This window comes from Streptomyces sp. NPDC003393 (genome assembly GCF_053589015.1).
Genome location: NZ_JBSFRB010000039.1, coordinates 57115 through 78876, shown reverse-complemented (window position 1 = coordinate 78876; position 21762 = coordinate 57115). Strand labels below are relative to the sequence as shown.

The window sequence follows — 21762 nt, the reverse complement described above, 5'->3', positions numbered from 1 at the left end:
GACGACCTGGTCACGGCGCTCACCTCAGCCTGCTGGACGCGAGGATGGACACCAGGTGCAGCAGCGTCTGCACCAGGGCGATGCCGGCCAGCACCGCGGTGCCGAGCCGGGTGAAGAACAGATCCCCCCGGGCCTGGTCGACGATCGCGAGGACCAGGATCAGCAGCGAGGCCTCGATCCCGAGGATCAGCCGGTGGAACTTCAGCGCCGCCGCGGCCCGGCGGGCCAGCGCCACCCCGGACGAACGCGGCTCGGCCGCGGCCTCCTTCACCGGCGGCAGCCCGCCCTGGTGCCGGGCGACGCCGACGAGGTCGGTCTCGGCCTTGATCAGGATGGCGCCGAGCGCGGCCAGGGTCCCCAGGAAGGCCCACAGCCAGTCGATCCGCCCGCCGCCCCACAGGTCGGCGGCGCGCAGCCCCAGCCCGACGAGGACCGCCGCGTCGGTGAGATAGGCCCCGACCCGGTCCAGGTAGACGCCGCCGAGCGAGAACTGCTGCTTCCAGCGCGCGACCTCGCCGTCCACGCAGTCCAGCAGCAGGTACAGCTGGACCGCGACCACGCCGAGCACGGCGCCCCAGATCCCCGGCACCAGCAGGGCCGGGGCGGCGAGGACGCCGCACACGGTCATCAGGTAGGTGAGCTGGTTGGGCGTGACCCTGGTGCCCACCAGGTAGCGGTCGATACGCAGGGACACCTCGCGCATGTAGAGGCGTCCCGCCCAGTGTTCGCCGCTGCGCCGGTCCTTGACCCCCGCGGGGTGGACGACCGGTCTGAGTTCAGCTACCGATGGCCTTGACATAGTCGGCGTAGAGGTCCTTGATCTGGTCGGTCTTCAGGTCGAGGTGTTCCAGGATCGTGTAGCGGCCGGGCCGGGTCTCCGGGGCGAACTCCACCACGCGGACGAACTCGTCCAGGGTGAAGCCGATCTCCTCCGGCAGCACGGGCAGCCCGTGGCGGCGCAGCACGTCGGCCATGAAGGCCGACTCCTCGTGGGCGCCGCGCAGGTACATGGCGAAGGCCGCGCCCAGCCCGCACTGCTCGCCGTGGCTCGCGGCGCGCTGCGGGAACAGCAGGTCGAAGGCGTGGTTGATCTCGTGGCAGGCCCCGGAGGACGGCCGTGAGTCGCCCGACACCGACATGGCGATGCCGCTGAGCACCAGCGCCTCGGCGAGCACCTGGAGGAAGCCGTTGTCCCCGATGCCGCCCGGGTGGCGCAGCACGGCCTCGCCCGCCTGCCGGGCCATGGCGGCGGCCAGGCCGTCCACCTTCTCGCCGTTGACCCGGTTGGCCAGCTCCCAGTCCGCGACCGCGGAGATGTTCGACACGGCGTCGCCGATGCCGGAGCGCACGAAGCGCACCGGGGCCTCGCGGATGACGTCCAGGTCGATGACCACCGCGATCGGGTTCGGCACGCCGTAGGAGCCGCGGCCCGCGTCGTTGTCGAGGGTGGCGACCGGGGAGCACAGACCGTCGTGAGCGAGGTTCGTGGGCACGGCGACCAGCGGCAGGCCGACGCGCGCGGCGGCGAACTTGGCGCAGTCGATGATCTTTCCGCCGCCGAGGCCCACCACGGCGTCGTAGCGTCCCGACTTCATCTGGCCGGCCAGCCGGATGGCGTCGTCGAGGGTGCCGCCGCCGACCTCGTACCAGGTGGCACCGGGCAGCGACGGCGCGATCCGCTCGCGCAGCCGGGCCCCGGAGCCGTTGCTGACCGCGACGGCCAGGCGCCCCGAGTGCGAGACACGCTCGTCGGCGAGCACGCTCGCCAGGTCGTTCAGGGCGCCGGCCCGGATGTCGACGGCGACCGGCGTCGGGATGAGCCGGGTCAGTACTGGCACGCGATCTCCCGGCCCTTGGCGAGGTCGTCGTGGTTGTCGATCTCGACCCACTTCACGTCGCCGATGGGGGCCACGTCGACCGTGAAACCACGGTCCACGAGCTCCTGGTAGCCGTCCTCGTAGTACAGCTGCGGGTCGCGCTCGAAGGTCGCCTTCAGCGCGTCGGCCAGCTCCTCGGCCGCCTCGCCCTCGATCAGGGTGACGCCGATGTACTCGCCGGTCGCCTCGGCCGGGTCCATCAGCTTGGTGATCTTCCGGACGCCCTTGGCCGGGTCGGCGACGACCTTCATCTCCTCGTCGGCGAGCTGCTTGACCGTGTCCAGGGCCAGGATGATCTTCTTGCCGTCGCCGCGGGCGGCCAGCAGGGTCTTCTCGACGGAGACCGGGTGGACGGTGTCGCCGTTGGCGAGGATCACGCCGTCCTTCAGGGCGTCACGGCCGCACCACAGGGAGTAGGCGTTGTTCCACTCCTCGGCCTTGTCGTTGTCGATCAGGGTGATCTTCAGCCCGTACTTCTGCTCCAGGGCCGCCCTGCGCTCGTACACGGCCTCCTTGCGGTAGCCGACGATGACGCCGACCTCGGTCAGACCCACCTCGGCGAAGTTGCCCAGCGTGAGGTCCAGCACCGTCAGGCTGTCCTCGGCGCCCTCGGGCCCCACCGGCACCAGCGCCTTGGGCAGGGTGTCGGTGTAGGGGCGCAGGCGCCGTCCGGCGCCGGCCGCGAGCACGAGGCCGATCATGCGGGTTCTCCTTCGTCGTGTACAGCGGGCGCCCCTGCGGACACCCAGAAGCGGATGCTCTCGGTGAGCACCACCACGGCCACGAGCACGGCGAGAGCCGTGAGCGCGACCTTGAACTGAGCAGCGGTGAGCAGTGCGGCAAGCACGGTGACGAGCAGCGTCCGCCCCTCCTGCCCCCCTATGGCGCGCACCAGCGGGGCCGGTGGCGCTCCGGCGTCGCCGCGGATGCGGTACACCGTGTCGTAGTGATGGTAGGCGACGGCCGCAACCAGCCCGAAAGCCGCCGGCAGCGCTCCGTTCACGTCGGCTTCGGCCGCCAGCACCAGTACGGTGCCGTACTCGGCGGCGCGGAAGAACGGCGGGACCAGCCAGTCCAGCGCGCCCTTGAGGGGGCGCGCGACGCTCAGGGCCGAGGTGAGGACGTACACGGCGGCGCCGAGCACCGCCCAAGGGCTGCCGAACCCGGTCAGGGCGGCGGTGCCGGTCACGGCCAGGCCGCCGAGGAGGGCGAGGGCCGGCGGGAGGAAGGCGGGCAGCCGGCGGGCGGGCCTGCCGAACAGGCGGCTGAGGCCCGCGGCGAGCGGCCCGCCGTCCGCGAGGTCGGCGAGCGCCCGCGCGGCGCGGTCGGTGCGGGTGGCCCTGCGGGTCACCGAGCGCAGCACGCGGCCCGCGGTCGTGTACGTCGCCGCGAAGGCGCAGCCGATGAGCAGTGCGTAGAAGGTGATGCGGGGGGTGGTGGCCGCGGTGAGGATCGCGATCATCGCCCAGCGCTCGCCGATGGGCAGGACGATCATGCGGCGCAGCCAGACCGTCCAGCCGACGCCGTCGAGCCGGTCGGAGAGGGCGGCGGTGGGGCTGGTGTTGGCGGTGGCGTCGTGGTTGGCCTCGGTGAAGGAGAAGTCGACCACGTGCCGGCAGGTCTGCAGGACCATGGCGCCGAGCGCGAGGGCCCACACGTCGTCGCCGCCGCGGGCGGCGCCGAGGGCGAGTCCGGCGTAGTAGGCGTACTCCTTGGCCCGGTCGAAGGTGGCGTCCAGCCAGGCGCCGAGGGTGGAGTACTGCAGCGAGTAGCGGGCGAGCTGTCCGTCGGTGCAGTCCAGGACGAACGAGGCGATCAGGAGCACTCCGGCGGCGACGAAGCCACCGCGGGTGCCGGTGGCGGCACAGCCGGCCGCTATGAGCGCGGTGATCAGGGACGCGGTGGTGACCTGGTTGGGGGTCAGCCCGCGGCGTGCGCACCAGCGGGCGATGTAGCGCGAGTACGGGCTGATGAAGAAGGTGGTGAAGAAGCCGTCGCGGGCCTTCACGGCCGACTTCAGGCGGACCGCCTCGTCGTCCACGGCGGAGACGGCCTGCCGTGCCTCGTTGCTGGCCTGCGGGTCGGCGGGGACGACGGCGACGAGGCTGCCGAGCTCGGGGCGGTGCACGTCGGCGCCGTCGGCGTCCAGGGCCGCGGTGATGCGGTCGGCGAGGCTGCCGACCGCGACCACGGCTCCACCGCCGGCGGTGTTCTCCCGGGCCATCGCCCGGGTCAGCGCCTGCCGGCCGGCCGGCTGCGCGGTCACGGCACCGGGGACGGCGGCGAGCGGGTAGCGCGGGTCGGTCAGGCCGAGACGCAGCGCGTGCAGATGGCCGACGAACCCGGCGTCGACGAGGGCAACCCGCTGATCGCCGGGCACCTGCGCGAGCAGGGTCTCGGCGGCGGAGGCGTCGGCGGCGATCCGCACGTCGAAGCCGAGGGACAGCAGATCGCCCTCGATCGACGATCCGGGCACCGGTCGGCCGGTGAGGATGGCGGTCGACAACCGAACTCACTCCTTGGTACCGACGCGTCGACGCCGGTCATGGACACGATGGAAGGCGCCGTTCGCCCGTGGCACCCCGGCGGCATGTCGGCAGAGGTTATCGGATGCTCGGAATTCCACGTTCACCGGCCGTTCACGGGCCGATGGACCGGGCATGCCGCGGGTTTCGGCCGCGATCATCATCGTCGATCGGACGGTCGGGCCACAAACTCCGCACCAGATCGGGCATTCCCTTGTATATGTCCTCCACCGGTCCCCGTCGTATATGTCCTCCACCGGTCCCCGTCGGCCGGATCGGAAGGGAGGCCGGGGCAGGGCTTTTCGGCGGGGCCAGGGTGGCGGCCGCACCGTCGCCCGTCCTGACCTGCGCTTCGTTTACGCAGGTCACAGCACATGACAACGGTGTTCAGTGCCGCATTGCCCGGTACCCGCCACCCGTAGTTCACTGTGATCCGGGCGCAACACAGGAGGGCGGTCAGTCTCATGGGGGCCGGTCACGACCACGGGCACGCGCACGGCGCCGGCGGTACGGCCGCGGCCGCACACCGCGGCACACTGCGCGTCGCACTGGCGATCACGCTCACCGTGATGGTGGTGGAGATCGTCGGTGGTGTGCTCGCGGACTCTCTCGCGCTGATCGCCGACGCCGCGCACATGGCGACGGACGCCCTCGGGCTCGGCATGGCGCTGCTGGCGATCCACTTCGCGAACCGGCCACCGAGCCGGAACCGTACCTTCGGCTACGCGCGGGCCGAGATCCTCGCCGCGCTCGCCAACTGTCTGCTGCTGCTCGGCGTCGGCGGCTACGTCCTGTACGAGGCCGTCCAGCGGTTCCTCTCCCCGGCCGCCACCCACGGCGGGCTGATGATCGTGTTCGGTCTGATCGGCCTGGTGGCGAACTCGGTCTCCCTGACGCTGCTGATGCGTGGCCAGAAGGAGAGCTTGAACGTGCGCGGGGCGTTCCTGGAGGTCGCCGCGGACGCGCTGGGCTCGCTGGCGGTCATGATCTCGGCGGCGGTGATCCTCCTCACCGGCTGGCAGGCCGCCGACCCGGTCGCCTCCCTCGCCATCGGCCTGCTGATCGTGCCGCGCACCGTCAAGCTGCTGCGCGAGACCCTCGACGTGCTGCTGGAGGCGGCCCCGAAGAACGTCGACATGTCCGAGGTACGGGCGCACATCCTGGCCCTGGACGGCGTCGAGGACGTGCACGACCTGCACGCCTGGACGATCACCTCGGGCCTTCCGGTGCTGTCCGCACACGTGGTCGTCAGCTCCGAGACGCTCAGCGCCATCGGCCACGAGAAGCTGCTGCACGAGTTGCAGGGCTGCCTCGGCCACCACTTCGACGTGGAGCACTGCACCTTCCAGCTGGAGCCGGGCGGGCACGCGGAGCACGAGGCGCGCCTGTGCCGCTGAGCGCGTGCTCCGGCGGGACCGGGGGCGCCCGGACGATTCCGGGCGGGCCCGGCCGGGCACGATCACCTACCGGGTCCGGCGTCCGACCGGCGACGGCCGCCGCCCACGGCTGCGGCGTGGGACATGCGGGTGTGCCGGGAAGTGCCGGGAGTGCCGGATTCGTGCGGCAGACTTGGGGCTCGAGGACCGATGCGAAGGATGGGTATGCCGATCACACCTGCCACCGCGACGCACAGCTCGTCGAACGGGACCGCGGACGCGATCTTGCTGGAACTCGTCGACGAGGACGGCGTGACGATCGGCACCGCGGAGAAGCTGACCGCCCACCAGCCGCCGGGGCGGCTGCACCGCGCCTTCTCGGTGTTCCTCTTCGACGAGCACGGCCGGCTGCTGCTCCAGCAGCGGGCGCTCGGCAAGTACCACTCCCCGGGTGTCTGGTCCAACACGTGCTGCGGCCATCCTTACCCGGGCGAGGCGCCGTTCGCGGCGGCGGCCCGGCGGACGTACGAGGAGCTCGGGGTCTCCCCCTCGCTGCTGGCCGAGGCGGGCACCGTCCGCTACAACCACCCGGACCCGGTGTCGGGTCTGGTGGAGCAGGAGTACAACCACCTCTTCGTCGGTCTGGTGCAGGCCGCGCTGCGGCCGGACCCGGAGGAGGTCGGCGGGACGGCGTTCGTGACGCCCGCGGAGCTCATGGAGCGGCACGCCACGGAGACGTTCTCGTCCTGGTTCATGACGGTACTGGACGCCGCGCGTCCCGCGATCAGGGAGCTGACGGGCCCGGCGGGCTGGTGAGCGGACGGGGCCGGACGGCCCGGCGGACCGGGTGGCGCGGTCACACCGGACCGGGCGGCGCGCTCACAGGACGGGTTTGAGCGGCAGGGCGGCCCAGATCACCTTGCCGCCGCTCGCCGTGTGCTCCACGTCGCAGACCCCGCCCGCCTCCCGGGCGATCTCCCGGACCAGCAGCAGTCCGCGCCCGCCGGTGCGCCCGTGGTCGGTCTCCAGCGCGGTCGGCCGGTAGGGGTGGTTGTCCTCCACGGACACCCGCAGCCACTCGGCCCCGACGGCGACCTCCACCGCGAGCATCGGGGACAGCACGGCCGCGTGCCGCACGGCGTTCGTGACCAGTTCGGACACGATCAGCAGCAGCCCGTGGACCAGGTCGTCCGAGGCCGGTACCCCTTGACGGCACAGCAGGTCCCGCACGGCGTGCCGGGCCTGCGGGACCGAGGCGTCGACGGCGGGCGCGGTGAACCGCCAGACCCCCTCGTACGGCGGCGGATCCGGCGGCCGGGCGTCCAGGTAGGCCTCCGCGCCGCCCCCTGGGCGCGGCCCGTCGCCGCGCCCGTGGTTGTCCATCGCCCAGTCGCCGCCCTCGCGCTCGATTGTCACCACACGTCGAGTGTTCGTAACGCAGCGCCTCGCCCCAAGGACTGAACGGAAGTCAGCTGGTTTCCAGCGCTTTCCGACCGTTTGCGCTTGCCCGGGTCATCGCGGCGACCGTTTCCGCCCGATCCGCGCCGCCTTCGGGAACTCTTCGGGTTGTACGTGCCGTCCGCACGTGCCGCCGCCGCCCGGACGAGGCCCGGCACCCCCTTGGTGAGCAAGCGCTTGGGCCGGGCGGATAGCATCCGGATCATGGAGCCCCAGTTGTCCCACCGGATCGCCGGCTCGGTCGCCACCGTCGTCGTCCGCCATCCCGCCAAGCGCAACGCCATGACGGCGGCGATGTGGCGGGCACTGCCGCCGCTGCTGGACGGCCTGGCCCGCGACCCGGCAGTGCGGGCGCTGGTGCTGACCGGAGAGGGCGCGACCTTCTGCGCGGGTGCCGACATCTCCACGCTCCGGGGTTCGCCGCAGGAGGCACAGGGACTGTCGGTGGCGGCCGAGGAGGCGCTCGCCGCGTTCCCCAAGCCGACGCTCGCCGCCGTGCGCGGTCACTGCGTCGGCGGCGGCGCCCAGCTCGCGGCCGCCTGTGACCTGCGGCTGGCCGAGGAGGGGGCACTGTTCGGGGTGACCCCCGCCAAGCTCGGCATCGTCTATCCGGCGTCCTCCACCCGGCGGCTGGTGTCGCTGGTCGGGCCGGCCACCGCGAAGTACCTGCTGTTCTCCGGCGAGCTGATCGGCACGGAGCGGGCGCTGCGCACTGGGCTCGTCGACGAGGTGCTGCCCGAGGGCGGACTGGACGAGCGCGTCGCCGAGCTGACCGGAATCCTGGTGTCCCGTTCCCAGCTGACCCAGGCCGCGGCCAAGGAGTTCGCGAACGGCCGGACGGACCGGGACGCGCACTGGGCGGAGCAGGCGGCCGGCAGCAGTGACACCGCCGAGGGGGTCGCCGCGTTCCTGGAGCGCCGGCGGCCGCGCTTCACCTGGAACGTGCCTACGACAGGATGAAGCGGCTCCGGGCGCGCCACTCCTCGACCAGGTGCGCCGGCGCCTTCCGCGGGGAGCCCGCGTCGTAGGGCGGCTGCGGGTCGTACTCGGTCAGCAGCTGGACGGACATCGCGCAGTCGTCGCCCGCCAGGGTGCCCAGCAGGGTCAGGCCCATGTCGATGCCGGAGGACACGCCGGCCGCGGTGACGTACTTGCCGTCCATGACCACTCGCTCGTCCGTCGGCTCGGCCCCGAAGCGCGGGAGCTGGTCCAGGGCCAGCCAGTGCGAGGTGGCGCGGCGGCCGTTCAGAAGCCCCGCGGCGGCCAGCAGCAGGGAACCCGTGCAGACGGACGTCGTCCAGGTGCTGGCGGTGTCCGCGGCGCGCAGCCAGTCCAGCAGGGCCTGGTTCTCCATCTGCGGGCTCTGCCCGGGACCGCCGGGCACGACCACGATGTCGGGGGACGGCACGTCGGCCAGGGTGCGGTCGGCGGTGAGCGCGAGCCGCCCGGTGTCGGTACGGACCGGTCCGGTCCGCTCGGCGACGAAGACGGTGTCCGCGCCGGGGAGGCGGCCCAGGGTCTCGTAGGGGCCGACGGCGTCGAGGGCGGTGAAGCGGTCGTAGAGGACGATGGCGATCTGCACGGTTCTTCCCTTCGGTCGGTGGTGCCGTGCCGGGTGCGTCCGGCGGGTGGGTCAGGTGACGGGCTCGGGGCGGAAACGGCGCCGGTACTCCGCGGGTGAGGCGCCGAGCGCGCGCAGGAATGCGCGCCGCATCGCCTCGGGTGTGCCGTACCCGCTGGCGCGGGAGATCTGCTCGATGCCGTCGGCGGTGTCCTCCAGCAGGCGCCGGGCGTGCTCGAGGCGGACGCGGTCGACGTACCGGCCCGGTGTCATGCCCGTCTCCGTCCGGAAGGCGCGGGCGAAATGGCGCGGCGAGAGGGCGGCGCGGGCGGCCAGGGACTCGACGCTCAGGTCGCCGGCCGGATGCTCGGTGATCCTCCCCCACTGCCTCAAGGGCGTGGGAGGTGCCCCCAGCTGGACGTCCCTGAGCGGCCGGCGCCGGGCCGTCTGCGCGGCGAGCTGGGCGCTGAACTGGGCCTGGTTGCCGGGCAGCCTGCGTAGGAACACCGCCATATGGCGGGCGACGGCGAGCGCGGCGTCCCGGCCCAGGTCCTCCTCGACGAGCGCGAGCGCCAGGTCGATGCCCGCGGTGACGCCGGCCGAGGTGGCCACATGGCCGTCGCGCACGAAGATCGGGTCGGGGTCGACCTCGACGGCGGGGTGCCGCCGGGCGAGGCTGTCGCAGTACGCCCGGTGCGTGGTGGCCCGGCGGCCGTCCAGCAGGCCGGCGCGGGCGAGGAGGATCGCCCCGGTGCACACCGAGACGAGCCGCCGCGCACGGGGGCCGGCCACGCGCAGCCACTCCACCAGCCGCGGATCGGGCCCGCGGGTGCCGTCGCCGCCGGTCACGAGCAGGGTGTGCGGATCGGACGCCCCGGTCAGGGGCCCGTCGGGTACCAGGGTCAGACCGCTGGAGGTGCGGACGGGGCCGCCGTCGAGGGAGGCCGTCCGGACGCGGTACGTCCCCGGGCTGTGCCGCTCGGCACCGGTGAAGACCTCCACGGGTCCGGTGACGTCCAGGCTCTGCACGCCGTCGAAGAGGACGACGAGGAGGGTTCGCTGCGTCGTGGCCCCGATTCTTCGGGGACCCGCCGATGGCAGCAACGACGGGTTTCCCACCTTTCCTGCCACGCGCACCCGGGTGCGGGGCGGTCCGCCCGGTTGTCGGTGGGGCCTGTCACAATTGCCGCGCAAGTCGAAGCGGAGAAGGCGGTACGGGAACGTGACGACACCCGGGTCCCTCACAGCAGGGTCCATCGAAGGCAGGATCGCCGAGGAGCTCGGCGTACGGGAGCGGCAGGTGAAGGCCGCCGTGGAGCTGCTCGACGGCGGTTCGACGGTGCCCTTCATCGCCCGCTACCGCAAGGAAGCGACCGAGACGCTCGACGACGCGCAGCTGCGCACGATCGAGGAGCGGCTGCGCTATCTGCGGGAGCTGGAGGAGCGTCGGACGGCGATCCTGGAGTCGGTGCGCGAGCAGGGCAAGCTCACCGACGAGCTGGAGACGCGTATCCGCGGCGCCGAGACCAAGGCACGGCTGGAGGACATCTACCTGCCGTACAAGCCCAAGCGGCGGACCAAGGCGCAGATCGCCCGCGAGGCGGGCCTGGAGCCGCTGGCGGAGGGCCTGCTGGGCGACCCGACCGTGGAGCCGCTCGCCGCCGCGGCCGCCTTCGTGGACGCGGACAAGGGGGTGGCCGATCCGCAGGCCGCTCTCGAGGGGGCTCGGGCGATCCTCACCGAGCGGTTCTCGGAGGACGCGGACCTCATCGGCGAGCTGCGCGAGCGCATGTGGGTGCGCGGGCGGCTGGCCGCCAAGGTGCGGGACGGCAAGGAGGAGGCCGGTGCGAAGTTCGCCGACTACTTCGACTTCGCCGAGCCGTTCACCGAGCTGCCCTCGCACCGGATCCTCGCGATGCTGCGCGGCGAGAAGGAGGAGGTCCTCGACCTCGTCCTGGAGCCGGAGGAGCCCACCGACGGCCCGTCGTCGTACGAGGGCATGGTGGCGCACCGGTTCGGGATCGCCGACCGGGGCCGGCCCGCCGACAAGTGGCTCACGGACACGGTCCGCTGGGCCTGGCGCACCCGGATCCTGGTCCACCTCGGCATCGACCTGCGGCTGAGGCTGCGTACGGCCGCCGAGGACGAGGCGGTGAACGTGTTCGCGGCCAACCTGCGCGACCTGCTGCTCGCCGCCCCGGCCGGCACCCGCGCGACCCTGGGCCTGGACCCCGGCTTCCGTACGGGTGTGAAGGTCGCCGTGGTGGACGCGACCGGCAAGGTCGTCGCCACGGACGTGATCCACCCGCACGTCCCCGCCAACCGGTGGGACGAGGCGATCGCCCGGCTGGCCCGGCTCGCGAAGGAGCACGCGGTCGATCTGGTCGCGATCGGCAACGGCACGGCGTCCCGGGAGACGGACAAGCTCGCCGGTGACCTGATCACCAAGCACCCCGAGTTGAAGCTCACCAAGGTGATGGTGTCGGAGGCGGGCGCGTCGGTGTACTCGGCGTCGCAGTACGCCTCGCGGGAGCTGCCGGACATGGACGTGTCGCTGCGCGGCGCGGTCTCCATCGCGCGCCGCCTCCAGGACCCGCTGGCCGAACTGGTCAAGATCGATCCGAAGTCGATCGGTGTCGGCCAGTACCAGCACGACCTGTCCGAGGTGAAGCTGTCCCGCTCGCTGGACGCGGTGGTCGAGGACTGTGTGAACGGTGTGGGCGTGGACGTCAACACGGCGTCCGTGCCGCTGCTCGCGCGGGTCTCCGGCATCACGTCCGGGCTCGCCGAGAACATCGTGGCGCACCGGGACGCCAACGGGCCGTTCCGCTCCCGCGCCGAGCTGAAGAAGGTGCCGCGGCTCGGCCCGAAGGCCTACGAGCAGTGCGCGGGCTTCCTGCGGATCCGCGGCGGGGACGATCCGCTGGACGCCTCCAGCGTGCACCCGGAGGCGTATCCGGTGGTCCGGCGGATGGTGAAGACCGCCGGCCAGGAGGTGGCCTCACTGATCGGCAACACCGGGGTGCTGCGCTCGCTGCGGCCGGCCGACTTCGTCGACGACACGTTCGGCCTGCCGACGGTCACCGACATCCTGCGCGAGCTGGAGAAGCCGGGCCGTGACCCACGGCCGGCGTTCAGGACGGCGACCTTCAAGGAGGGCGTCGAGAAGATCTCCGACCTCTCCTCCGGGATGATCCTGGAGGGCGTGGTCACGAACGTGGCGGCCTTCGGGGCGTTCGTCGACGTCGGCGTCCACCAGGACGGTCTGGTGCACGTCTCGGCGATGTCGAAGACGTTCGTCAAGGACCCGCGGGACGTCGTCAAGCCGGGCGACATCGTCAAGGTGAAGGTGCTGGACGTCGACATCCCGCGCAAGCGGATCTCGCTGACGCTGCGCCTGGACGACGAGGCGGCGCCGCAGGAGCGGCAGGGCGGCGGCGAGCGCCGACAGCGCGGCGGGCGCCCGCCGCAGCAGCGCCAGGGACGCGGCGGCGGGGGCGGCGGTTCGCGCCAGGCGCCGCCGCCCGCCAACAGCGCCATGGCCGACGCGCTGCGCCGCGCGGGCCTGCTCGACTCGAAGAACGGCCGCCGCTGACGGCCACCGCCGAGGGCCCGGACCCGGCACCGCCGGGGTCCGGCCCGCGGACCGGCACCGCCGGGGCCCACCGGGTGAGCGGGCGGGCCCCGGCGGGCCCTCCCGCCGGGACCCGGTCGACCGTGTCACGCGCCGACGATCACGCATCCGAGAGGGACGCCGGCCGTGGGCGGGCTCGCTCCGACGGCGGGCACACGTCTACGGCGGGCATGCGCCTGCGGCGGAGAGGTGCCGACGGCGGCTGTCCCCGCAGCGGCCGATTTCCCGCGGCCGGAGCGCGGGCACGTGACGCCGTGAGCACGTGGCCGCACGGCGTCATCGCGGGTGCGGGCCGGGTGGTAGGGCCGAGTGGGGTCGTGGGGCCGCGTGGGCGGACGCGGGGCCCGGCTGGAAGGCGCCCGACGGCTGCCCCGTACGCATCACCTGGTCGAGTTCGCGGCGTATGCTCGTGGCCGCGTCACGCACTCGTGCGGGCACGTCGCCGCGCTCGGCAACGAGTTGGTGGTAGATGGGGGCGTCTTGGAACATGGGCAACCAGGCCTTTCGGTCGGGACTCTCGCTGCGCGAGGCAACGGTTGCCGAGTGTAAGGCCCCACGTCCGCCGCGTTCTTGGCACCCGGTGCCGCCGAGCGGCTAACGCTCGGTCACCTTGCCGTCGGCGACCTCCAGGTGACGGGTGGTCCGTACCGCCTGGAGCATGCGGCGGTCGTGGGTGACCAGCAGGAGGGTGCCTTCGTAGGAGTCCAGGGCCGATTCCAGTTGCTCGATGGCCGGCAGGTCGAGGTGGTTGGTGGGCTCGTCCAGGACCAGCAGGTTGACGCCCCGGCCTTGGAGGAGGGCGAGGGCGGCCCGGGTGCGCTCGCCCGGCGAGAGAGTCGCGGCGGGACGCAGCACATGGTCGGACTTCAGGCCGAACTTGGCGAGCAGCGTGCGCACGTCCACCGGCTCGGCGTCCGGAACCCCCGTGCGGAAGGCGTCCAGCAGCGTCTCGGGGCCGTGGAAGAGGCGGCGGGCCTGGTCGACCTCGCCGACCAGAACGCCGGAGCCCAGGGCCGCGTGCCCCGCGTCCGGGGCGATCCGGCCCAGCAGGGCGGCCAGCAGCGTCGACTTCCCGGCGCCGTTGGCGCCGGTGACCGCCACCCGGTCCGCCCAGTCGATCTGCAGGGACACCGGGCCGAGGACGAAACCGCCGCGCCGCACCTCGGCGTCGCGCAGCGTGGCGACGACCGCCCCGGAGCGCGGGGCCGCCGCGATCTCCATGCGCAGCTCCCACTCCTTGCGAGGCTCCTCGACGACCTCCAGCCGTTCGATCATGCGCTGCGTCTGACGCGCCTTGGCGGCCTGCTTCTCGCTGGCCTCGCTGCGGAACTTGCGGCCGATCTTGTCGTTGTCGTTGCCCGCCTTGCGCCGGGCGTTCTTCACGCCCTTGTCCATCCAGGCGCGCTGCATCTGCGCCCGGTCCTGGAGGGCCCCCCTCTTGTCCGCGTACTCCTCGTAGTCGTCCCGGGCGTGCCGGCGGGCCACCTCCCGCTCCTCCAGGTAGGCCGCGTAGCCACCGCCGTAGAGGTTGATCTGCCGCTGAGCGAGGTCGAGTTCGAGGACCTTGGTGACGGTGCGAGTGAGGAACTCGCGGTCGTGACTGACGACGACCGCGCCCGCGCGCAACCCGGTCACGAAGCGTTCCAGCCGCTCCAGGCCGTCCAGGTCGAGGTCGTTGGTCGGCTCGTCGAGCAGGAAGACGTCGTAGCGGGAGAGCAGCAGGGACGCGAGACCGGCGCGGGCCGCCTGGCCACCGGACAGGGACGTCATGGGCTGGTCGAGGTCGACGGCCAGGCCGAGGGAGTCGGCGACCTCCTCGGCGCGCTCGTCGAGGTCGGCGCCGCCGAGGCCGAGCCAGCGCTCCAGGCTGCTCGCGTACCGGTCGTCCGCGCCGGGGACGGCGTCGACGAGGGCCTGGGTGGCCTCGTCCATCGCCCGCTGGGCCTCGTCCACTCCGGTGCGCCGGGCCAGGAAGCGGCGCACGGTCTCCCCCGGGCGGCGGTCCGGCTCCTGCGGCAGGTGGCCGACGGTCGCCGCGGGCGGGGAGAGGGTGAGCTCGCCCTGCTCGGGCGCGTCCAGCCCGGCGAGCATCCTGAGCAGTGTGGACTTGCCCGCGCCGTTGGCACCGACCAGCCCGATCACGTCGCCGGGCGCGACGACGAGGTCGAGCCCGGAGAACAGCGTGCGGTCGCCGTGTCCGGCGGCGAGGTTCTTGGCGACGAGGGTGGCAGTCATCAGGTCGCCGATCCTAACGGGAGCGGCTGACGGCCGTGGTGCCGGCGCGGGGCCGCCGTAGGTGCGGCACGACGTGTTCCGCTACGGTCCCGGCATGGTGGGTGAATCGGGCGGACCGGGTGACGGGGTCGTGGTGGTCGGTGGCGGGGTCATCGGGCTGACCACCGCCGTCGTGCTGGCCGAGGGCGGCCGGCGGGTGCGGGTGTGGACGAGGGAGCCGCCCGAGCGGACGACCTCGGCCGTGGCGGGCGGACTGTGGTGGCCCTACCGGATCGAGCCGGACGCGCTCGTCGGGGAGTGGGCGCTCGACTCGCTGGCCGTGTACGCGGACGTGGCCGCGCGCCCGGACCGGACGGGTGTGCGGATGGTCGAGGGTGTGCACGGCGAGACCCGGCTGGACGCGCTCGGGCCATGGGCCGCGCGGGTTCCCGGGCTGCGGGCGGCCCATGGCGGGGAGCACCCGGGGACGGCCCTGTGGGCACGGTTGCCGGTCATCGACATGTCGACTCATCTGCCGTGGCTGCGGGAGCGGCTGCTGGCGGCGGGCGGGGTGGTCGAGGAGCGGACGGTGACGGATCTGGCCGCGATCGACGCCCCGGTGGTGATCAACTGCACGGGCCTGGGCGCCCGCGAGCTCGTGCCGGATCCCGGAGTACGCCCGGTGCGCGGGCAGCTCGTGGTCGTGGAGAACCCGGGGATCGCGACGTGGCTGACCTCTGTCGACAAGTCGTCGCGGTCCTCGACGTACTTCATTCCGCAGCCGGGCGGACTGCTGCTCGGCGGTACGGCCGAGGAGGACGCCTGGTCGCTGACGCCCGACCCGGCGGTGGCCGAGCGGATCGTGGCGCGGTGCGCGGCACTGCGGCCGGAGATCGCCGGTGCGCGAGTGCTGGAGCACCGGGTGGGGCTGCGTCCGGCGCGGCACGCGGTGCGGCTGGAGCGCGTGGAGCTGCCGGGCGGCCGGGTCCTGGTGCACAACTACGGGCACGGCGGGGCCGGGGTCACCGTGGCGTGGGGATGCGCGCGCGAGGCGGCCGCGCTGGCGGGTCCGGCGGCCTGATCGCGCGACCGCCCGGCCGGAGGTTCGGCCGCGATCACGGCGGGGACCGGTCGCGATGCCGGCGGGGAGCGGCGGCGAGCATGACGGAATCCGGCGGTACTCATGACGGCCGAATGGCGATCGTGCGACCGGGGTGGCGATGGACATGCCTGCGGTCACAGGGACTCAATGGGCTCCGAACAGCCTTCGTCCACCTATGACTTGGAGCTGACGTGCACCGCAGAATCATCGTGCCGGGCGCACTGGCGGCGGCCTTACTGTCGGCGATCCCGGCATCGGCCGCGAGCCACTCCCCCGGCGCGCCGGGCTTCGGCGACCCCTACTACCCGTACTACGGCAACGGCGGCTATGACGTGTCGCACTACGACCTGAGGCTCACGTACCAGCCCAGGACGGACGAGCTGGCGGGCACGACGACCGTATCGGCGCGGGCCACGCAGGACCTCTCCAGCTTCGACCTGGACTTCCTGCTGGACGTGAGCGAGGTGCGGGTCAACGGCGCGCAGGCCGCCTTCACCACCTCCGGGCAGCACGAGCTGGTGGTCACGCCGAAGCACCCGCCGGCCAAGGGCACGCCGATGACGGTGGTGGTCCGCTACAGCGGGGTGCCGTCCACGAAGAGCGCGTACGGCTTCACGACCTGGCACCGCACCCCGGACGGCGCGGTGGCGGCGGACGAGCCCGAGGCCGGGCGGCTACGTGCCGAACACGACGACCGGGTACGCGCTCGAGACGCAGACCCGCGTGTACTACAGCCCGAAGCAGTTCGCGAACGGCTCGAACACCTCCGTGGTGGCGCACGAGCTGGCCCACCAGTGGTACGGCGACAGCGTGTCCGTCAAGGGCTGGAAGGACATCTGGATCAACGAGGGCTTCGCCCGCTACGCGCAGTGGCTGTGGTCGGAGCACGAGGGCGAGGGCACGCCGCAGGAGCTGGCGGACCACGTCTACGCCTCGCACCCGGCCGACGACGCCTTCTGGACGGTGAAGCCGGGTGATCCGGGTCCGGACCACCAGTTCGACGCCGCGGTGTACGACCGGGGCGCCCTCGCCATCCAGGCGCTGCGCAACGAGATCGGCGACGAGGCGTTCTTCGCTCTCCTGAAGGGCTGGCCCCAGCGGCACGCCTACGGCAACGCCTCCGTGGCCGACTTCCAGAAGTACGCGGAACAGGTCTCGGGCCGGCCCCTGGCCACGTTCTTCGACATCTGGCTGTTCCAGCCGGTGAAGCCGGCCGCCCCGGCGGCCCGCGCGGCCTCCCTCACCGGGGCGACGTCCGGAACGCAGCCGAGGTCCTCGAAGAAGATCGAGGCGACCAACGACGTGCATCACAGGTGAGTGAGGGCCGGACCGCTCCCCCGTCCCGCGTCGCCCGGAGCGGTCCGGTTCACTACGTGATCTCCGACATGACGCCACCGTAGTGGCCGCCACTGCCAGTGGCGGTGTGCCGTTAGTTCGTCAGCTGTGACAGCTCCTGGTCCGTCTGCCGGCCGACGCGGCGGCGGACGCCGAACCAGCCGGCGATCAGCAGGAGGGCGATCGCGGGGATGAGCAGGAGGGTCTTACGGCCCACCTCGGGGTCGTTCCACATCAGGCCCAGGCAGGCCAGGAGGAAGGCGATCGTGGTGATCTCGGTGACCGGACTGGCCGGGAGGCGGAAGCTCGGCCGGGTGGCCAGGCCCGCCTTGGCGCGGCGGACGAAGACCAGGTGACAGATCATGATGATCACCCAGGTGCTGACGATGCCGAGGGAGGCGACGTTCAGCACGATCTCGAACGCCTGGCTGGGCATGAGGTAGTTCAGGCCGACGCCGAGCACGCAGACCGCGCAGGTCAGCAGGATGCCGCCGTAGGGGACCTGGCTGCGGCTCATCACCCGGGTGAACTTCGGCGCGGAACCCGCCACGGCCATGGAGCGCAGGATGCGGCCGGTGGAGTACAGGCCGGAGTTCAGTGAGGACATGGCGGCGGTGAGGACGACGAGGTTCATCACGTCGCCGGCGCCGGAGACACCGATCTTCGACAGCACCGTCACGAACGGGCTCTCGTCGCCCGAGTACACCGAGCCGGGCAGCAGCAGGGCGAGCAGCACCACCGAGCCGACGTAGAACAGGCCCACGCGCCACATGATCGAGTTCACCGCGCGCGGGACGACCTTCTCCGGCTGGGCGGTCTCGCCCGCGGCGACGCCGACCAGCTCCAGCGCGGCGTACGCGAAGATCACGCCCTGCATCACGATGACGACCGGCATCACGCCGTGCGGCAGGATCCCGCCGTGGTCGGTGATCATGCTCAGGCCGGGCGCGTAGCCGTCCACCGGGTGCTGTGTGGCCAGCAGGAAGATGCCGACCAGCATGAAGGCGACGAGGGTGGCCACCTTGACGATCGCGAACCAGAACTCCATCTCGCCGAAGATCTTCACGGAGATCAGGTTCACGGCGAGGACGACGGCGAGCGCGATCAGCGCCAGCACCCACTGCGGGACGGGTGTGAACAGGCTCCAGTAGTGCGTGTACAGCGCGATGGCGGTGATGTCGGCGATACCGGTGGTCGACCAGTTCAGGAAGTACATCCAGCCGGCGACGTAGGCGCCCTTCTCGCCGAGGAACTCGCGCGCGTACGACACGAAGGACCCCGAGGAGGGCCGGTACAGGACCAGCTCGCCCAGGGCCCGGACGACGAAGAACGCGAAGACGCCGCACACCAGGTAGGCCAGCGCGAGCGCGGGGCCCGCGCTGTGGAGGCGGCCGCCGGCGCCCAGGAAGAGTCCGGTGCCGATCGCTCCGCCGATGGCGATCATGTTGACGTGGCGGTGCTTGAGGTCCTTGCTGTATCCGGCGTCGCCCGCGTCGGCGGGGATCGTGGTCGCCTGGGGGTGGTCGGCGACCCGAGCCGTGTGCACGGCGTCCTTGCTCAAGGGTGGTTCCACTCTCTGGTGCGCCGGGCGGGGTGGGCCCGTCGTCCGTACAAGTCGCGGCCCGCACCACCCGTGACGCGGTACAGACCAGAACGGCACCTTCCCAGGCCGATCAGCCCTCATGCGATGGCGTACGCCACAGAGCGGGACTTCTCACATAACCCACGCAGATCGGTCATCGTCTTTCACACCAATGGTGCGACAGCGATACTGCTGCACATGACGACGGACATCGACGAGCCGGTCCTCACGATCGACGAGCTGGCCGCGCGGGCCGGCGTCACCGTGCGCACGGTCCGCTTCTACAGCAGCCGCGGCCTGCTGCCCCCGCCCGTACTCGGTCCCCGCCGGGTGGGCCGCTACGGCGGGGACCACCTGGCGCGTCTGGCGCTGATCGAGGAGATGCAGCACCAGGGCATGACCCTCGCCGCGATCGAGCGTCATCTGCGGCAGCTCCCGCCCGACCTCAGCCCGCACGACCTGGCGGTGCAGCGCGCGGTCGTCGCCTCCTGGGCGCCGGAGAGCGTGGAGACGGTGTCCGGCCGCGAGCTCGGACGCCGAGCGGGCCGGCCGCTGTCCGACGGGGACGTGGAGCGGCTCGCGGCGATGAACGTGGTCGTACGGGAGGGGGAGGACGCCTTCCGCGTGGACGTGGGGCTGTTCCGGCTCGGGCTGGAGTTGCTCGACGTCCCGCTGTCCCAGGAGACGATCCTCGCCGCGCGCGCGGCGCTGACCGACCACGCGCGCGCCGCCGCCCGCGAGCTGTCGGGGCTGCTGCGCGACGCGGTCGCCGAGCGTGACACCCGCGATGTGAAGTCCCTGTCGGCCCATATGCACCCGTTGGTGGTGCAGGCGCTGCTGACCACCTTCCAGCGGTCGCTGCGCGAGGAGCTGCGCCAGTGGCTCGACAGGGACCCCGACGAGACCGATTAGCGGTCTCACCTCGCGTCGGTGAAGGTCTCCCCCTTCTCCGCCTTCGCCAGCAGCAGGGCGGGCGGCGTGAACCGCTCGCCGTAGCGCTCGGCGAGCTCCCGCGCGCGGGCCACGAACCCGGGCAGGCCGCCCTCGTAGCCGTTGATGTACTGCAGGACGCCGCCGGTCCAGCCGGGGAAGCCGATCCCGAAGATCGAGCCGATGTTGGCGTCGGCGACGGAGGTCAGCACCCCCTCCTCCAGGAGCCTGACCGTGTCGAGCGCCTCGGCGAAGAGCATGCGTTCCTGCATGTCCCGGAACGGGATCTCATGCCCCGGCCTGGTGAAGTGCTCGCGCAGCCCCGGCCACAGCCCGGCCCGTTTGCCGTCCTCGTCGTAGTCGTAGAAGCCCGCCCCGCCGCTGCGGCCGGTGCGGCCGAACTCGTCGATCATGCGGTCGATGACCGCCTCCGCCGGGTGCGCGGGCCAGGTGCCGCCCGACTCCTCGACGGCCCGCTTCGATTCGTTGCGGATCTTGCGGGGCAGGGTGAGGGTCAGCTCGTCCATCAGGGAGAGCACCTTGGCCGGGTAGCCGGCCTGGGCCGCCGCCTGCTCCACCGACGCGGGCTCGATGCCCTCGCCGACCATCGCCACGCCCTCGTTGATGAAGTGACCGATCACCCGGGAGGTGAAGAAGCCGCGCGAGTCGTTGACCACGATCGGGGTCTTCTTGATCTGCCGGACCAGGTCGAAGGCGCGGGCCAGCGCCTCGTCGCCGGTCCGCTCGCCCCTGATGATCTCCACCAGCGGCATCTTGTCGACGGGCGAGAAGAAGTGCAGCCCGATGAAGTCGGCCTGGCGCTGGACGCCCTCGGCGAGCGCGGTGATGGGCAGGGTGGAGGTGTTGGAGCACAGCAGGGCGTCCGGCGCGACGACCGGCTCGATCTCCTGGAACACCTTGTGCTTGAGGGCCGGGTCCTCGAAGACGGCCTCGATCACCGCGTCGCAGCCGGCGAGGTCGGCGGTCTCGGCGGTGGGGGTGATGCGGGCGAGCAGCGCGTCCGCCTTCTCCCGCGTCGTACGGCCCTTGGCGACGGCCTTGGCGCACAGCTGCTCGGAGTAGCCCTTGCCCCGGACGGCGGCCTCCAGGGAGACGTCCTTCAGGATCACCTCCATGCCGCCGTGGGCGCACGCGTAGGCGATGCCGGCGCCCATCATCCCGGCGCCGAGGACGGCCACCTTGCGCACCTGGCGGGGCTCGACGCCCTGGGGGCGGTTGGCACCGGAGTTGACGGCCTGGAGGTCGAAGAAGAACGCCTGGATCATGTTCTTCGAGGTCTGGCCGGCGGCCAGCTCCACGAAGTAGCGGGCCTCGATGACCTGCGCGGTCTCGAAGTCGACCTGGGCGCCTTCGACGGCGGCGGCCATGATGTTGCGCGGCGCCGGGTAGGGGGCGCCGTTCGTCTGCTTGCGCAGGTTCGCCGGGAAGGCGGGCAGGTTGGCGGCGAACTTGGGGTTCGCCGGGGTGCCGCCGGGGATCTTGTAGCCGGGGCGGTCCCAGGGCTGCTGCGAGTCGGGGTGGGCGTCGATGAAGGCGCGGGCCTTGGCGAGCAGTTCCTCCGGAGTCTGGGCCACCTCGTGGACGAGGCCGTTCTCCTGGGCGCGCCGCGCGTTGTACTGGGTGCCCTGGAGGAGCACCTTCAGCAGGGCGTCGGTGATGCCCAGCAGCCGGACGGTACGGACCACTCCGCCGCCGCCGGGGAGCAGGCCCAGCGTCACCTCGGGGCAGCCGATCTTCGTGCCGGGGGTGTCGAGGGCGATCCGGTGGTGGCAGGCGAGGGCGAGTTCGTAGCCGCCGCCGAGGGCGGCGCCGTTGATGGCCGCGACGACCGGCTTGCCGAGGGTCTCGATGCGGCGCAGGTTCCGCTTGATGGCGAGGCCGCCGTCGAACAGGTCCTGGGCGGTCTCGGGCGTGACCCGGATCAGGTCGCGCAGGTCCCCGCCGGCGAAGAAGGTCTTCTTGGCGGAGGTGAGGATGACGCCGCGGATCGAGTCCTTCTCGGCCTCCAGCCGGTCGGTGATCGCGGCGAGGGAGTCGCGGAACGCCTGGTTCATGGTGTTCGCGGACTGGTGGGGGTCGTCGAGGACGAGGGTGACGACGCCGGTGTCGTCCTGTTCCCAGCGGATGGTGGTGGGCTCAGTGCTCAT

At 72.4% G+C, this 21762-nt stretch carries 17 protein-coding genes and 1 pseudogene; 7 read left to right on the top strand and 11 right to left on the bottom strand.

Annotation, left to right across the window (positions count from 1 at the left end; translation table 11 throughout):
• Positions 1–19: 19 nt before the first annotated feature.
• The 4 genes from ACWDUZ_RS30000 to ACWDUZ_RS29985 are packed head-to-tail and all read right to left on the bottom strand — an operon-like array spanning position 20 to position 4383.
• Entirely contained in the window at positions 20–799 is a 780-nt protein-coding gene (locus ACWDUZ_RS30000; protein ID WP_451634935.1) for a CDP-alcohol phosphatidyltransferase family protein, read from the bottom strand.
• The gene (locus ACWDUZ_RS29995; RefSeq protein ID WP_451634934.1) at positions 777–1838 is read right to left on the bottom strand and encodes an iron-containing alcohol dehydrogenase family protein; all 1062 of its coding nucleotides are present in this window, start codon (positions 1836–1838) and stop codon (positions 777–779) included. The genes ACWDUZ_RS30000 and ACWDUZ_RS29995 overlap by 23 nt, the downstream gene beginning before the upstream one ends.
• The gene (locus ACWDUZ_RS29990) at positions 1826–2578 is read right to left on the bottom strand and encodes a phosphocholine cytidylyltransferase family protein (protein ID WP_451634933.1); all 753 of its coding nucleotides are present in this window, start codon (positions 2576–2578) and stop codon (positions 1826–1828) included. Before ACWDUZ_RS29990 ends, ACWDUZ_RS29995 begins: the two co-directional genes overlap by 13 nt.
• Positions 2575–4383: a DUF5941 domain-containing protein gene (locus ACWDUZ_RS29985; RefSeq protein WP_451634932.1), complete on the bottom strand. Its 1809-nt coding sequence runs from the start codon at positions 4381–4383 to the stop codon at positions 2575–2577. The genes ACWDUZ_RS29990 and ACWDUZ_RS29985 overlap by 4 nt, the downstream gene beginning before the upstream one ends.
• A gap of 483 nt (positions 4384–4866) precedes the next feature.
• On the opposite strand from ACWDUZ_RS29985, the gene ACWDUZ_RS29980 reads away from it, so the two are divergent.
• Both ACWDUZ_RS29980 and idi read left to right on the top strand, forming a co-directional pair.
• The gene (locus ACWDUZ_RS29980; RefSeq protein ID WP_451634931.1) at positions 4867–5799 is read left to right on the top strand and encodes a cation diffusion facilitator family transporter; all 933 of its coding nucleotides are present in this window, start codon (positions 4867–4869) and stop codon (positions 5797–5799) included.
• 204 nt (positions 5800–6003) lie between these two features.
• Positions 6004–6594 carry an isopentenyl-diphosphate Delta-isomerase gene (gene idi, locus ACWDUZ_RS29975; protein WP_451634930.1) on the top strand — a complete coding sequence of 197 codons (591 nt, stop codon included), beginning with the start codon at positions 6004–6006 and terminating at the stop codon, positions 6592–6594.
• 63 nt (positions 6595–6657) lie between these two features.
• Here the strand turns inward: idi and ACWDUZ_RS29970 are convergent, their stop codons facing one another.
• Entirely contained in the window at positions 6658–7161 is a 504-nt protein-coding gene (locus ACWDUZ_RS29970) for an ATP-binding protein (RefSeq protein ID WP_451634949.1), read from the bottom strand.
• Positions 7162–7440: 279 nt separating this feature from the next.
• On the opposite strand from ACWDUZ_RS29970, the gene ACWDUZ_RS29965 reads away from it, so the two are divergent.
• Positions 7441–8196, top strand: coding sequence for an enoyl-CoA hydratase/isomerase family protein (locus tag ACWDUZ_RS29965; protein WP_451634929.1), 756 nt, complete (start codon positions 7441–7443; stop codon positions 8194–8196).
• On the opposite strand, the gene ACWDUZ_RS29960 is transcribed toward ACWDUZ_RS29965, so the two are convergent.
• The gene (locus ACWDUZ_RS29960; protein ID WP_451634928.1) at positions 8183–8818 is read right to left on the bottom strand and encodes a DJ-1/PfpI family protein; all 636 of its coding nucleotides are present in this window, start codon (positions 8816–8818) and stop codon (positions 8183–8185) included. The genes ACWDUZ_RS29965 and ACWDUZ_RS29960 overlap by 14 nt on opposite strands.
• A 51-nt stretch (positions 8819–8869) precedes the next feature.
• Entirely contained in the window at positions 8870–9874 is a 1005-nt protein-coding gene (locus ACWDUZ_RS29955) for a GlxA family transcriptional regulator (protein ID WP_451634948.1), read from the bottom strand.
• 145 nt (positions 9875–10019) lie between these two features.
• On the opposite strand from ACWDUZ_RS29955, the gene ACWDUZ_RS29950 reads away from it, so the two are divergent.
• Positions 10020–12392 carry a Tex family protein gene (locus tag ACWDUZ_RS29950; protein WP_451634927.1) on the top strand — a complete coding sequence of 791 codons (2373 nt, stop codon included), beginning with the start codon at positions 10020–10022 and terminating at the stop codon, positions 12390–12392.
• Between the two features lie 315 nt (positions 12393–12707).
• On the opposite strand, the gene ACWDUZ_RS29945 is transcribed toward ACWDUZ_RS29950, so the two are convergent.
• Positions 12708–12920, bottom strand: coding sequence for a hypothetical protein (locus tag ACWDUZ_RS29945; RefSeq protein ID WP_451634926.1), 213 nt, complete (start codon positions 12918–12920; stop codon positions 12708–12710).
• Between the two features lie 105 nt (positions 12921–13025).
• Positions 13026–14666, bottom strand: coding sequence for an ABC-F family ATP-binding cassette domain-containing protein (locus ACWDUZ_RS29940; RefSeq protein WP_451634925.1), 1641 nt, complete (start codon positions 14664–14666; stop codon positions 13026–13028).
• Positions 14667–14760: 94 nt separating this feature from the next.
• Between ACWDUZ_RS29940 and ACWDUZ_RS29935 the strand changes: the two genes are divergently transcribed.
• On the top strand, positions 14761–15726 hold the full coding sequence (locus tag ACWDUZ_RS29935) for an FAD-dependent oxidoreductase (RefSeq protein WP_451634924.1): 966 nt from the start codon (positions 14761–14763) through the stop codon (positions 15724–15726).
• A 212-nt stretch (positions 15727–15938) separates the two neighbouring features.
• Positions 15939–17064: pseudogene (locus ACWDUZ_RS29930) on the top strand (M1 family aminopeptidase).
• A gap of 112 nt (positions 17065–17176) precedes the next feature.
• On the opposite strand, the gene ACWDUZ_RS29925 reads toward ACWDUZ_RS29930, so the two are convergent.
• The gene (locus ACWDUZ_RS29925) at positions 17177–18643 is read right to left on the bottom strand and encodes an amino acid permease (RefSeq protein WP_451634923.1); all 1467 of its coding nucleotides are present in this window, start codon (positions 18641–18643) and stop codon (positions 17177–17179) included.
• Positions 18644–18862: 219 nt separating this feature from the next.
• Here ACWDUZ_RS29925 and ACWDUZ_RS29920 point away from each other — a divergent pair, with 219 nt between their 5' ends.
• Entirely contained in the window at positions 18863–19576 is a 714-nt protein-coding gene (locus tag ACWDUZ_RS29920; protein WP_451634922.1) for a MerR family transcriptional regulator, read from the top strand.
• Between the two features lie 5 nt (positions 19577–19581).
• On the opposite strand, the gene ACWDUZ_RS29915 is transcribed toward ACWDUZ_RS29920, so the two are convergent.
• Complete coding sequence (locus ACWDUZ_RS29915) at positions 19582–21762, bottom strand: 3-hydroxyacyl-CoA dehydrogenase NAD-binding domain-containing protein (protein ID WP_451634921.1); 2181 nt, start codon at positions 21760–21762, stop codon at positions 19582–19584.